Raw genomic sequence first — 14470 nt, forward strand, 5'->3', positions numbered from 1 at the left:
TTAGAGAATTTCCATTAATTTATCAAGTTCATCAAGCGTCAGATCATCATCACCAAGATCACTAGGCGTAAGTTCAGGACCGTCTTGAGCCAGGCAATGATCTATGATGTTCAGGAGGTGCCCTTTAAAGCTGTCACTGAACGATTGAATGGTTTTTTCATGAAATTCGAGAGAATGATAGGCAAACGTCATCGTCATCTGCCCATTTTCTATAAATCCGACAATATCAAGCGCATTCGGCTTCTCTGTGTCCGGGCTCAGCGATTGTCCCGACGGCATATCGGATCTTGTAAATAAGCCGGAATCCGACATCTCATTAAACTGGCCTAAGTAGTTAAAGCTGATATCCGGATCAATCTCAAACGAAAGATTCTCTTTATGATCAGGCGCCGTTACATAACGCAGAATGCCGTAGCCGACTCCTTTGTTCGGGATATGCCTGATGTCTTCTTTCATTTGTTTCAGCTGATATGAAAGGTCGTCGGCGTGTTTCATCTCAAGGATCATCGGATACATGCTCGTAAACCAGCCGACCGTCCGGGTGATATTCAAGCCGTCAAGAATGTCTTCGCGTCCGTGGCCTTCCAAATGAACGCCGATCGTGTCTTCACCCGTCCACTCCTTGAGCGCCAGTCCGAGCGCCGTCAGCAGAATATCATTCATTTCCGTGTGGTAGGCTTCATGGACGTTTGTGGTCAGCTGTTCCGTTTGTTCAGCCGTCAGAGAGAAGCTGACCGTTCTTGTATGTCTCATGCGCTGATCCCCAGACTGCCTGTCTTTCGGGAGCTGAGTGCACACCTCTTTTTCCTCAAGCTCTTTCCAGTAATCAACTTCTTTCAGAAACGCCTTCGTATTTGCGTATTCTTTGATTCTCTCGGCAAATTCGGCGAATGAATGTGTTTTCGGCGGCAGCGCCGGGTCATTGCCTTGCTTGAGCTGTGTATAAACGGACGTGAAGTCCTCCAGTAAAATCCGCCAAGATACACCGTCTACGACTAAGTGATGGATCGCAAGGAGAAGGTGGTCTCCGTCTTCCGCCCGGAAAAGCCCGGCCTTCAGCAGAGGTCCTGTTTCCAGTGAAATACTGCTTTGAAGACGGTCTGCTTCCCGTTCGATACGGTCTTCATGATCTTCGCTGAGTCCGTTCAGCTCAAAGACGTTCAGTTCAACAGACGCCTCCTCAAGCCCTCTGTAATACGGCTTTTGCTCACGGTAAACCATCCGGAGCGCATCATGGTGTTCGATCAATGCTTGCAGAGTTCTTTCCGCCAGGTCCGGATCAAAGCCGTCTTTCGCGTGAAGCATGACGGATTGGTTCCAGTGGTGTTTGTCGGTAAAGTTTTTCTCAAAGAACCAGCGCTGGATCGGCGTTAAGTCCGCTTCGCCTTCGACAGGTTCCTGATCGGCCTGCTTGCCTTCCGTCCGCTCCACATAAGAGACGAGCTCTTCGATGGTCGGATGCTGGAAGAGATCTTTCATCTCCAATTTATACCCGTGCTGGTTCAGGCGGCTCGCCATTTGGATGCCTTTGATCGAGTCGCCGCCGAGCGTGAAGAAATTATCGCTTACGCCGATCTGATCAAGACCGAGCACTTCCTGCCAAATGTCAGAAAGCAGCGTCTCCATCTCCGTTTCCGGCGCTTTGTAAGCGGCGCTTCCCGCTTCAATGTCCGGCGCCGGCAGGGCTTTTTTGTCAATCTTGCCGTTTGCGGTGACCGGAAGCTCGTCCATCTCCACCCAGAATGCCGGGACCATGTAGTCCGGAAGCGTGTCTTTCAGCGCGGCTTTGAGCGCTTCGATATCATCCTGCTGAGGTGCGACATAGGCGCAAAGCGCGGTATTGCCCGCTTTGTCTTCCACCGCCGTCACCGCCGCGTCATGAACGTCCGCAAGCTGGGCGAGGCGGACTTCAATTTCTGAAAGCTCGATCCGGTAGCCGCGCACTTTGACCTGCTGGTCGATGCGGCCGATGTATTCGATGCCGCACTGCGCGTTCCATTTGACGAGGTCGCCGGTCCGGTACATGCGCTCGCCTGGCACAAACGGATCTGCGGTAAACCGCTTCGCCGTTTCTTCCTCACGGTTCAGGTATCCGCGCGCAAGTCCGCGGCCTGCCACGCACAATTCACCGGCAATGCCTTCCGGCTGCACCTGATCGCCGTCGCCGAGAATATACGCTCTCGTATTGGCAATCGCCCGTCCGATCGAAAGCGATCCTTCCTCCGGATTGATGACGCCGCTTGTCGCGACGACGGTGTTCTCCGTCGGGCCGTAGTTGTTGACGATCGTGTACGGCTGTTTCACCGCCCGCTTCAGCTTGTCTCCTCCGACGAGAAGCATGCGGAGAGAGGTATTTTCCAGCTCCATAAATTGTTCGGCCAGCTGTGTCGGCAGGAAGGTGATGGTCACGCCGTGCTCTTGGAAATAGTGATTTAAGCGGGTGATATCCAGCCGGATCGCTTCGTCAATGACGTGAAGCTCCGCGCCGATGGTCCATGCCGGGAACATCTCCCAGATGGAGGCGTCAAAACCGAAGCCCGCGTATTTGGCGCTTTTATCCTCCGCCGTCATGGCGAATGCGTCGTGATGCCAGAAACACAGGTTCACCAGCGCATGGTGTTCGACCATGACACCCTTCGGCTGTCCGGTCGTTCCTGACGTGTAAATCATATAAGCGAGATGATCCGCCGTTGTTTCCGTCTGCGGATTCGCTTCATCGTTTTCATCAAGCGGCAGGCTCAGAATAGAGCGGCTGCCGTCAAGCAGGATCGTATCTCCTGTGTAGCTTTCCGGCACGTCGAGCGCTTCCTGCGTGAGAAGCAGCTTGGCCCCGCTGTCCTGCAGAATGTAGCTGATCCGCTCTTTCGGGTAATCGGGATCAATCGGCACAAATGCCGCGCCCGCTTTTAGGACGCCGAGTACGCCCGCGGCCATTTCCAAGGACGGTTTCGTCAAAATGCCGACACGTTCGTCAGCCGTAACGCCGCAGTCCATGAGAACGCGCGCGATGCGGTTCGCCCTTGCGTTCAGCTCGCCGTACGTCCATTTCGCGCCGTTGTATGCCACGGCCGGATGGTTTGCGTGGCGGGCGGCCGTTTCTTCAAAGAGACGGTGAACTGTTTTGTCCCGCGGCACAGAGAGTGTTTTTCCTTTCCATGCGTCAAGGAGGGCTTGTTTTTCTGTTTCATTCACCAATGAAAGCTCAGAAAGCTTCGCTGCCGGATTTTCCGCGGCGGCTTCTAACAGATGAAGCCAATAATGCTTCCACGTCTCTGCCGTTTCCGGTTTAAACAGCGCAGTGTTATATTCAAGCACAAACGTTAAGCCTCCGTCTGTGTCATCAGCCGTCATCGTCAGGTCAAACTTGGCTGTTTTTCTGTCAAACGGATGGTGCTTCAGCTCAATTCCTTCCATGACCAGATCTTCGGCATTTGCGTTTTGCATTGAGAATACCGCATCGAACAGCGGATTTCGGCTCGTATCACGCTGCACCTCAATCTTTTGCAGAAGGTCCTCAAGCGGATAATCCTGCGCATCAAATGCACGTAAAGCGGTTTGTTTTACTTCTTCAAGATAATCTGTGAACGTTTTGTCCGCTTCCGGATACGTCCGAAGCGCGAGTGTATTCACAAACACACCGATGACGTTAGCGAGATCCGCATGTGACCGTCCCGCAACCGGGGAGCCGACAATGATGTCATGCTGTCCGCTCAATTTTGAGAGAAAAGCGCTGTATGACGCCAGCAGCACCATGTACATGGTAGAATCCGTTTGTTTCGCAAGACTGCGAAGAGCCGACGTCTGTTCTTCAGTCAGTGAAAAGACCAGCTTGTCTCCTTCAAAGGTTTGCACAGCCGGACGGCTGTAATCAGCCGGCAGCGTCAATACCGGAAGCTCGCCGTTAAGCTCCCGAAGCCAATGCTCCTCCTGCTTGCGGTACTGCTCTGATTGAATAAATTTCTGCTGCCATACCGCGTAGTCTTTATAATGAATCCGCGGCGGCTCAAGCGTTTCGCCGCCATACAGGCGGGACAGTTCATCTATCAGCACGCCGACTGAAGCGCCGTCTGAAATGATATGGTGCATGTCAAACAGCAGCAGGTGATCATGTTCAGCCAGCTTAACCAGCCCCGTTCTGACGAGAGGAAGCTGATCCAGGCGGAACGGCCGGATAAAGCTCTGAATAATTTGTCCGGCGTCTTCCTCAGAGGCTTCGTAATATTCCATGTCAATATCAGCTTCGGCCCATATACGCTGAACCGTTTCTCCATCCTTTATGTCAAACGTCGTTCTGAAGGCTTCATGGCGTTCTGTCAGCTGTTTCATGACAGATTTCAGCTTTTCTGCATCAAGCTTTCCTTTTAAGCGGAGCACAGACGGCATGTTATAGCTTGTTTCAGCGCCTTCCAGCTGCTGAAGCACGAACATCCGCTTCTGCGGTGAAGAAACCGGATACGTTTCCTGCACAGCCGCCGGTATGATGCTTTCAGCCGTCTTCCGCTCAGCGCCTTCAATCAGCTGCGTCAGTCCCGCAACCGTCGGAGAAGTGAACAGATCCTTTAATGTAAGCTGCACGCCGAATGTCTTCTGGATGAGAGCAAGCAGTTTCATTCCCGCTAACGAATGGCCTCCGATCTCAAAGAACTGATCGTGCACGCCGACCCGCTCCATTTGCAGCACCTCAGCCCAAATATCCGCCAGTTTTTGTTCTGTTTCATTGCGCGGCGCCGTATATGACACAGCTTTCGCTGCGGTCACATCAGGCATCGGCAGCGCCCGTCTGTCGATCTTCCCGTTTCCTGTAAGAGGCAGTTCATCCATTTGAATAAAGACAGCCGGAATCATATAAGCCGGAAGATCCTTCGCCGTATGCTCCCTCAGCTCCCGGGAAGAGATTTCTCGGAGGCCGACAACATACGCGCAAAGAAGTTTGTCACCCGCACCCTGGTCCACAGCGAGCACGATGCATTCTTGAATTTGGTCATGGCTTTGGATCTGGTGCTCAATTTCGCCAAGCTCAATCCGCTGGCCGCGGATTTTCACCTGATGGTCGATACGTCCGATAAACTCGATATCGCCATTCGGCAGCCATCTGGCCAAGTCGCCCGTTTTATACATCCGTTCACCTTCTTTAAACGGATGCTTCACAAATTTTTCTTCCGTCAGTTCAGGACGGTTGTAATAGCCTTCCACGAGACCTTCCCCGCTGACGCACAGCTCGCCCGGGATACCTGCCGGCTGCATTCGTCCGGCCGTGTTCATGATGAAGATTTCCGTATTGCTGACCGGTTTTCCGATCGGAACGGAGAGCGTATCTTCTTCAATCACATCTACCGGGTGGTATGTCGCAAACACCGTGCTCTCAGACGGACCGTACATATGAAGCAGTTTTCCTTTTCCGACTGCCGCCAGCGCCTTTTTGACATGCTCAACAGACGCCCTTTCGCCCCCGAACATGATTTTCCGAAGCGTCGTCAGACAGGACGGCTCCATATCAACAAGCAGGTGGAACAGGGCCGTCGTAATCATCAGAATGCTTACATTCTCCCGTTTGATCACACGGGACAGGCGGGTCATGTCCAGCACCGTATCTTTCGGGACGATCACAAGCTTTGCACCGTTTAACAGCGAACCGAACATATCAAACATAAAGGCGTCAAAGACGTAGTTTGACAGTCCGAGCACAGTATCTTCTTCAGAAACGGCCAAATAGTTCGTGTTCTTTACCGTCCGCAAAATGTTGGCATGTGTGACGATGTTTCCTTTCGGCGTTCCCGTAGTTCCTGATGTATAAGTGAGATTGGCAATCGTCTTGGAATCAAACGGCAATGCTGGATTGTGAGAGTCCTTTTCATAGCTCGCCTCATCATCAGCAAGCACAATGACGCCTTGAAAACCGGCCTTTTCCGCAATCGGCTTGAGGCTTCGCTGAGTCAGGAGCACACTCGCCCCGCTGTCGCGGAAGAAATGCTGAATCCGCTGAACCGGATGTTCAGGATCAATCGGCACATAGGCTGCCCCCGCTTTTAATACAGCCATAATGGAAACAATCATGTCCATTGACCGTTCACATAAAACAGCCGCGGTTTTTCCGCCGCCACCGACCGAAAGAATATGCCGCGTAAGCCTGTTGGCGCGTTCATTCAGCTGCTGATACGACAGGGTTTCCCCTTCGAACTGAAGAGCGGTCCGGTCAGGGTTCTTTCGGGCCTGTTCTTCAAAGATCTGCACGATCGTTTGCTCTTTCGGATAGGCCGTGCGCTCCGGATTGAACCGCTGTAATTGATTCAAAGCCTCCCGTTCAGAAAGCAGGTCATATTCGCTGATTTTCGCATCCGGCTGAGCTGCCGCACTCTCCAGCAGGCGGACATAGTGCGCAAGCAGGCGATCCGCCGTCGAGCGCTTAAACAGCTTCGTGCAATAATCCAAATCGAGCGCAATGCCTTCCGCTGTTTCCCGGGCCTGCATTGTCAGATCGAATTTGGCGATATTGAAGTTGGTTTCATGAAGAGACAGCGTAAGATTGCCGATCTCCGGAATTCCGTCCGAAGCATTTTGCAGACTGAACATCGTATCAAATATCGGATGCCTGCTCATATCCCGGGGCACATTCAGCTCCTCGGTCAGCCACTCAAACGGATAGTCCTGGTGAGAAAACGCGTCCAGCACCTGCTTGCGAACATGACCTAACAAGTCTGTAAATGTCTGATCCTGCTTCACGGAGCTTCGCAGCGCAAGCGTGTTGACAAACATCCCGATCAGTCCCTCGGTATCGGAATGATTTCTTCCCGCTGACGGTGTTCCCACGATGATGTCTTCCTGTCCTGAATACTTAGAAAGCAGCGTATAATATGCCGATAACAGCACCATATAAAGGGTGGCTCCGTTTTTCCCGGCAAGCTTCTGCAACCGGTCCCGCAGCTCTTTCGGCAGCTTGACTGATACGCGGTCACCCTCAAAGCTTTGCACCTGCGGCCGCGGGTAATCAGGGAGCAGCTGAAGCACCGGCAGTTCGCCGCTAAAGACTTCTTTCCAATACGCCCGCTCTATCTTGTAGCCTTCCTCCGCCCGTTCCGCTTGCCAGACGGCGTAATCTTTATATTGAATATGCAAATCAGGCAGCTGTTTTCCGCTATAGATGTCTGCCAGTTCCTTCAGCATGATGGAAATTGACACTCCGTCTGAAATCAGGTGATGCATATCAAACAGCAGCATATGGCGATTGTGACCGAGCGTTTGCAGGCCGATTCTGAACAAAGGCGCCTCCGCCAGCTCAAAACGGCGCACAAAATCCTTCATTACCTGTTCATTCGTTCTCCCGCTCGCTTCGATCATTTCAATATGAAACGGAACATGCTCGTGAATCACCTGTCTCGGCGTGCCGTCCTCTGATTGAAACGATGTTCTGAGCGCTTCATGCCTGCTGATTAAAACAGAAAATGCACGCTCTAGTTTTTCACGGTCTAAAGCGCCTTCGATAACGGCTGCTGCCGGCATGTTATACCCGACCCCCGCATCTTCAAATTGACTCGCGATATAGATGCGCTGCTGGGCGAGCGAAAGCGGATAGCTCGCCTGCTTCTCAGCCGGCTTAATCGCACTGTAATCCATCCCTTCGTTTCGGCTTACCGCATAATCGGCAAGCGCCGCGATTGTCGGATGCTCAAACAAGTATTGCAGCGGGATTTCCACGCCCATTTGCTTATGAATTTTCGTCAAAAGCGTCATTGCCTTTAAGGAATGACCGCCAGACTCGAAGAAATGGTCATAAATACCCGCCTTGTCCATTCCGAGGACTTCCTGCCAGATGACGGCGAGCGTTTTCTCTGTCTCATTTCTCGGCGCCGCATACTCTGACGAACTGACAGCCTGCACATCAAGCGCAAACAGCTTTTTGCGGTCTGCCTTCCCGCTCGGCGTAAGCGGAATTTTATCCGTTTTTGTAAAGTAAGCGGGCACCATGTAATCAGGAAGGTGTTTGGACACATACTCCCGGTACTCGGCAGGGTGAAACTCGGTTCCTTTTTCTTGAACGATATATGCGCAAACATCTAAGCTGCCCTGCTGATCCGGCCGTGCCAGCACGACGGCCTCCGCCGCGCCCGGAGCTTTCCTGAGCACCGTTTCAATTTCTCCCAGCTCAATACGGTAGCCGCGGACTTTCACTTGATCGTCTTCCCGGCCGATATATTCGATTGTTCCGTCCGGCAGCCAGCGCGCCATATCGCCCGTGCGGTACATGCGGCCGCTCTCGTTAAACGGGTCCTGCAAAAACTTCTCTGCGGTCAAATCCGGAAGATTTAAATAACCGCGGCCTACCCCGTCTCCCGCGATATACAGCTCACCGGCCGTGCCGTCGGGCTGAAGCCGTTTGTGCTTATCCAATATATACAGCCGGGCGTTGCCGAGCGGTTTTCCGATCGGAACGTACGCCGCCTGCTGATTCATTCCGTTATCTTGTGACACCTCATGCACGGACGCATCTACGCACGTTTCCGTAGGCCCGTAGACATTTGTCAGCCGCGGCGCTCTGCCCGATTGATGAAACAGCGCCATCAGCTGTTCAGCAACAGCGGCGGACAGGCCTTCTCCCCCAATGAGCATGTGGCGCAGTTCAATTCCGCTGACATCTCCCGCCGCAACCATCATCTGCAGATGCGCAGGCGTTCCGTCAGTGGCTTCAATCCGGTTTTGACGATAATAGTCCAGCAGTGCCGAGCCGTTTGTAACAGTTGTTTTCGGCACGATATAAAGCGTCTGGCCTAAAAGAAGCGAGGCGAAAATCTGTTTAACGGACGCATCAAAATGAAACGGGGCCAACAGCGCCATTCTTAATGTCTGTTCACCGCACTGATAAATCTCCTGCTGCAATGATTGAACCAGGTGATGAACTTGCCGATGTTCAATCATCACGCCTTTCGGCCGCCCTGTTGTACCGGACGTATAGATAATGTAAGCCAGCCGGTCTGATTGTGTGCCGACACCGTCAGCGGCTGTCTCATATTGAACGGCCTCATCAAAATCAATCTGTTCGGCATTCGTTTCAGGCGCCTGTATTCCCGCCTCTGTCAGAACAGCCTTCGCTCCGCTGTCCTCCAAGATGTACTGAATCCGATCCGCCGGAAAGTCAGGATCAATCGGCACATAGGCGCCGCCCGCTTTCAAAATTCCCAATATTGCCGCAATAACACGGTCAGATCGGCCAAGCAGCACAGCGACAGGAGAATCGGCTGATATCCCGGCTTTAAGAAGGCGTCCGGCGATACGGCCTGACTGTTCATGCAATGTGCGATAGGACAATGTCCGGCCTTCATATACAACCGCGGGTTTGTCAGACAGTGCCTTCGCTTTCTCTTCAAACAGCGCCGGAATCGTCATCTCCTTGCGATAAGCGACCGGATTGCCGAGAGCACGCTTCAGGAGCAGCTCTTTCTCGGATTCTGAAAGAAGAGCGAGCTCATCAATTACACGGTCAGGAGATGATATCGCATCTTCAATCAGCGTGATCAAACGTTCAGAAACAGAGGCAATTTCGTCCGCCTTGAATATGTCACTGCGATAGTCAAAATCAATCGTCAATTTCCCGGTGTCCCATCGTTCCTTCACGTGAATCGATATATCATTTGTTCCGCTTCCGCTGAAGATCGGGTCTGTCAGGAAGGACAGATTCTCTTTTTTCTGCCACTGCATCACTTGATACTCCAGAGCCACCGTAAACAATCTGCTCAGCGAACTTTTTGAAGCACGCAAATCATTGACAAGCAAGTTATATGGATACTTTTGGTGGCGGAGAATTTTCATCAGATCCTTCATCCGGCCTTTGACGAATTCCAAGAACGGCTGGCTTCCGTCAACACTTGTCCGCACAGGCACCGTGGATACGAACATCCCGAGCATCTGCTTTTCTTTCGCATTCGTCCGGTTTCCCATAAACGTACCCGTGACGACATCATCCCGGCCTGTCACTTTGTAGAGATAAGCGATCAGAGCTGACTGGAACAGAGAAAGAACGCTGACCTTATGCTCCCCGCAAAATGATTGAATCCGGCCGTACAGGTCATGAGGAATTTCTTGAGAAAACCGTTTCGCATCAAGACCCGCATCTGCCTGGCTCCGTTTTAAAGACACAAGCTCCGGTACGGTCTCAAACTGTCCGTTCCAAAAATCCCGATCCTTTTTAAACCGCTTCGACTGCACATATTCCTGCTCTGTCAGCACATGCTCGATAAAGGAAGGAATCTCCGTCTGTTCCCCACTTGCTCCGCCTGAAAGCTCCAAATAAATATCAGTAATCGTATTGCCCAGAATCGTCATGGAAATCCCGTCTGAAATAATGTGATGCACATTAGCGTAAAACCAGACCTCATTTTCACTGATCGTGTGCACCGAAAAACGGAATAAATCCTGATCATATAACGCCAGAGGTTTGCTTGCCTCGTCACGCCCCCATTTTGACAGCTCGTCTGCAGAGCAGCCGGCTTGCCTGATGTCTGTATGCTCGATAGTCAGCGGACGGTATTCGCTCACATATTGAACGGGCTCCCCCTCATCATCAAGCCGAAGACGGATTCTCATCGACTCATGACGACGGACGAATTCCTGTATCGCTTTCTCAACGACATGGGCTTGTACGCCGTCCTCAGAAATGAGCTTTCCGAAACCCGCAAGATTTGAAATACTTGTGTTCGGATAGAATTTTTCTGTATACCAGATACGTTTTTGTGCATTTGTTAACGGATAAAAAGTTATTTCCATATGTGTGCGCCTCCCCTTTTCAAGATAAATTTGTCAATTCTCCCTTAGAAACAGCCTCCCTCAATGTCCCTAACTCATTATCAAGCCAAAAGAACCACTTACCTCCAAAACGATCCCGATTTAATCACCGCCGAAATCCGCAATCCATTCACCCGCACAGTCCGAAATTCGGCTCAAATTTATGAGAAATCAAGACAAGAATCCAATGTTTGTAAGCAACAGGGTTTACCTATTTCTTCATGAATTACTATATATCTACTTACGTTCACTTTATATGAAATTATTGTTTTTATCACCGAAAAATGGGTGAAAAGTTTCATGCGGCACACCGAAAAAAATTCCGACAATTCCAGAGGGTATTTTGCGGCATCCCGCAATTTATTTTTAAAATTATTATTTATGTAAAATTAAAAATCTTTAAACTATAGTATAAATCTTTCGAATATCCAGTTATGGCAGAATGAAAATAGTTTTCATATATGAGCTGATGAGGAAAAAACAGCGCAAGAACCGAAACAGGAGATTTAATCGTTCGCAATATGATTTCATTAAACCGCAAAAAAAAGCGCTCTATTTTTTATAGAGCGCTTCAAAAAGGTTCCTTTATTGCGGTTTTATCAATGTTGATTAATTCCATATATTCTTTTCCCCACTTATACATAGCATCCAAAATCGGCATAAGGGTCTCTCCTTGCTCCGTTAATGAGTACTCCACTTTCGGGGGAACAACAGGGTAAACTTCCCTGTGAACGATCAGATCCTGCTCCAGCTCCCTGAGCTGATTCACAAGAATTTTGTGCGTAATATCAGGAATTAAAGCTTTCAGCTCATTAAATCGTTTTGTCCCTTCTTTTCCCAGGTGCCACATAATCAGCATTTTCCACTTCCCGCCTATCACGGCAAGCGTCAATTCCTTTTCGCAATTAAACGTTTTCTTATCCATTCGGCTCACGGACCATTCTCCTTCCTCTTACTTTTCGTACGTTAATCATCTATAAACACTTGCTTACTTTTTCACAGAGCTTTCATCCATTTATACTACCACGCAGTTTTGCTGAGACAAAACACATTGCCTGCGGGGGACAGTATCCTCAAAGTAACTATTTGACTTTAAAGTGCGTACTTTTCAACTTGCAGGGCACTCTATAGAATGTAGATACATTAAAAAGAGGAGTGAATATACAGTGGAATTACAGCTCGCATTAGACTTAGTGAATATCCCTGAAGCAATTGAACTTGTGAAAGAGGTCGAGCAATATATAGATGTTGTAGAAATCGGCACTCCCGTCGTCATTAATGAAGGACTGAAAGCCGTGCAGGAAATGAAAACGGCCTTTCCTCACCTGAAAGTGCTTGCCGATCTTAAAATCATGGATGCAGGCGGTTACGAGATTATGAAAGCGGCAGAAGCAGGTGCCGACATCATCACCGTTTTAGGGGCGACAGATGATTCGACGATCAAAGGAGCGGTTGCCGAAGCAAAAAAACAGCAGAAAAAAATCCTTGTCGATATGATCAACGTAAAAGACCTTGAAACACGGGCAAAAGAAATTGACCAACTCGGTGTTGATTATATTTGTGTCCACACAGGTTATGATCTTCAAGCAGAAGGAAAAAATTCATTCGAGGAACTGACGGCGATTAAAAAAGCGGTCAAGAGCGCTAAAACCGCAATTGCCGGGGGCATTAAACTTGATACGCTTCCCGAAGCCATCAAACAAAACCCAGATTTAATCATTGTCGGCGGAGGCATTACGGGAGCTGACAATAAAGCGGATACTGCTTCTAAAATGAAACAGCTGATCACACAAGGATCATGAAAACGACGGAATACTTACATGAAATCCTAAATGAATTATCCCGTACTGCATCGTTAATAGCCGACAATGAAGCTGACAAGCTTGCGGATCAGATTTTAGCTGCAGATCAGATCTTCACGTCCGGAGCGGGCCGTTCCGGTTTTATGGCTAAAGCGTTCGCCATGAGGATGATGCATATCGGGCTGAACGCTTACATCGTCGGTGAGACGCTTGCCCCTCCCCTCAAAGAAGGCGGTCTCGTCATCATCGGCTCAGGCTCAGGCGAAACAAAAAGCCTGCTTCATACTGCTGAAAAAGCCAAAAGCCTTAATGGCATCATCACTGCATTAACGATTAATCCTGACTCGAGTCTCGGCAGACTTGCGGATCTTACGATAACGATTCCCGGCTCTCCTAAGGATGAGACCGGCGGAGACAGAAAGACGATTCAGCCGATGGGTTCTTTATTTGAACAGACTCTCCTGCTGTTTTACGATGCGGTTATTCTAAAAATCATGGAGAAAAAAGAACTGAATTCGGCAGACATGTTTGCAAATCATGCAAATCTGGAATGATATACTGGCGGCCTTCTTATCAGATGGCCGTCTTTTTATCGTCCTGCGGCGCTCGATTGCATCCGGCCAGGTTTTCACCCGGAAACTCGCTGACGAAAATACCCTGCCTGTGAGCTTATCGCTATAATAGCCAATTATTCAGACGGCCGCAATCATTCATTTCTGAATAGAGAAACTGCAAAAAAGACTTTCTGACCGGTTTTTTATTGGATAAAACTAATTTGTGCAGGCGGTTTTACAGATATTCAGTTGAAATTGAGGCTGGAAAATATATTTTAACAGCTTTACAGCGGGCCGATTCTGCTTTATTCTTGGACCAGCTTTACAGCAATTTAAAACTGGAGGTGATTGATACTCTTGAAAACATTAAAAGCACTGCTGCTTGTTCTTATCATCATTGCCGGAGCAGTTGCGGCCCTGATCAAGGGTGATATTTTCTCAGATAACGAGCAGACCGTTCAGAAAAGCGATTACGACAAAGTAATCCTATTTCCGTCCGATCGATATCCGGAAACAGCAAAGCATATTAAGGACGCGATAAAAGAAGGACATCCCAGCATATGCACCATTGACAGAGACGGAGTACATAAGCGGCGTGAGCAATCTCTTAAACATGTGCCTGTAAAAACGGGGTACGACAGAGATGAATGGCCGATGGCGGTTTGTAAACAGGGCGGAAACAATGCCTCCGTAGAATATATTTCTCCGGCAGACAACCGCGGGGCCGGCTCTTGGGTCGGACACCAGCTTACCAATGATCCAGATGGAACGAGAGTATTATTTAAAATCAAGTAACAAAACAGGAGGAGCAGCTCATTGATTAAATCATGGAAACCGCAAGAACTTATCATTTCTTATCATCAATTTACAATCTTCCAAAAAGATTCCGAACCGCCTGTTATCGATTGGACGGATGAAGCCATTGAAAAAGGATTTGCGGAGGCTGACGGAGCTGTTTCTTTTGAAGCAAGGAGAAATACGAAGGCATTTATTGTCCTCAGGCTTAATACAAATGAACCGGTGCCATCCTATGAGAAAAAAGCGGCTGTTTCTTTTGAAGCTGTAAAAGATGGAATTGAGATTGAAAGCGTGATGTCAAAACGGCTTTTCTTCGATCTTCCGAAAGGCCGATACAGCCTTACTTGTTATTCAGTGCCTGCCGAATTATCCGACCTGCATGCAGATACGTATATTATCGATGCGGCCGCAATGTAAAAGAAAACCCTGAGAGAAATATATTTCTCTCAGGGAACTCTTATAAACTCTTACCGTTTGTTTCGATCACGTTCCGATACCAGTAAAAACTTCAAATGCAGTTTTGTCTTCAGGGTCAGGGTGACT

At 49.5% G+C, this 14470-nt stretch carries 6 protein-coding genes; 4 read left to right on the forward strand and 2 right to left on the reverse strand.

Features of this window, described 5'->3' with window-relative positions; translation table 11 throughout:
• Together srfAA and AUL54_RS09000 are read right to left on the reverse strand one after the other, a co-directional pair.
• A complete protein-coding gene (gene srfAA, locus AUL54_RS08995) occupies positions 1-10755 on the reverse strand; it encodes a surfactin non-ribosomal peptide synthetase SrfAA (RefSeq protein WP_060963632.1) in 10755 nt (3584 codons plus the stop codon).
• Positions 10756-11344: 589 nt separating this feature from the next.
• Positions 11345-11707, reverse strand: coding sequence for a transcriptional activator HxlR (locus tag AUL54_RS09000; protein ID WP_060963633.1), 363 nt, complete (start codon positions 11705-11707; stop codon positions 11345-11347).
• A 232-nt stretch (positions 11708-11939) separates the two neighbouring features.
• On the opposite strand from AUL54_RS09000, the gene hxlA reads away from it, so the two are divergent.
• The 4 genes from hxlA to comJ all read left to right on the forward strand — a co-directional run bounded on the left by hxlA (position 11940) and on the right by comJ (position 14344).
• Entirely contained in the window at positions 11940-12575 is a 636-nt protein-coding gene (gene hxlA / locus AUL54_RS09005; protein ID WP_016936796.1) for a 3-hexulose-6-phosphate synthase, read from the forward strand.
• Positions 12572-13129: a 6-phospho-3-hexuloisomerase gene (hxlB, locus tag AUL54_RS09010; protein ID WP_060963634.1), complete on the forward strand. Its 558-nt coding sequence runs from the start codon at positions 12572-12574 to the stop codon at positions 13127-13129. The genes hxlA and hxlB overlap by 4 nt, the downstream gene beginning before the upstream one ends.
• A 357-nt stretch (positions 13130-13486) precedes the next feature.
• Positions 13487-13924 (forward strand): NucA/NucB deoxyribonuclease domain-containing protein, encoded by a 438-nt coding sequence (locus AUL54_RS09015; protein ID WP_060963635.1) that lies wholly within the window; start codon positions 13487-13489, stop codon positions 13922-13924.
• A gap of 21 nt (positions 13925-13945) precedes the next feature.
• Positions 13946-14344, forward strand: a complete 399-nt coding sequence (gene comJ / locus AUL54_RS09020) for a competence protein ComJ (protein WP_047476185.1) — start codon at positions 13946-13948, stop codon at positions 14342-14344.
• The last annotated feature ends 126 nt before the right edge of the window (positions 14345-14470 follow it).

The sequence above is a fragment of the Bacillus sp. SDLI1 genome, assembly GCF_001553895.1.
In the GTDB taxonomy this organism is placed as follows: Bacteria; Bacillota; Bacilli; order Bacillales; family Bacillaceae; genus Bacillus; species Bacillus siamensis.

Bases quoted from the DNA above. Each gene is read 5' to 3' on its own strand.
- srfAA (WP_060963632.1), bottom strand. From the start codon at position 10,755: ATGGAAATAACTTTTTATCCGTTAACAAATGCACAAAAACGTATCTGG.
- hxlB (WP_060963634.1), top strand. From the start codon at position 12,572: ATGAAAACGACGGAATACTTACATGAAATCCTAAATGAATTATCCCGT.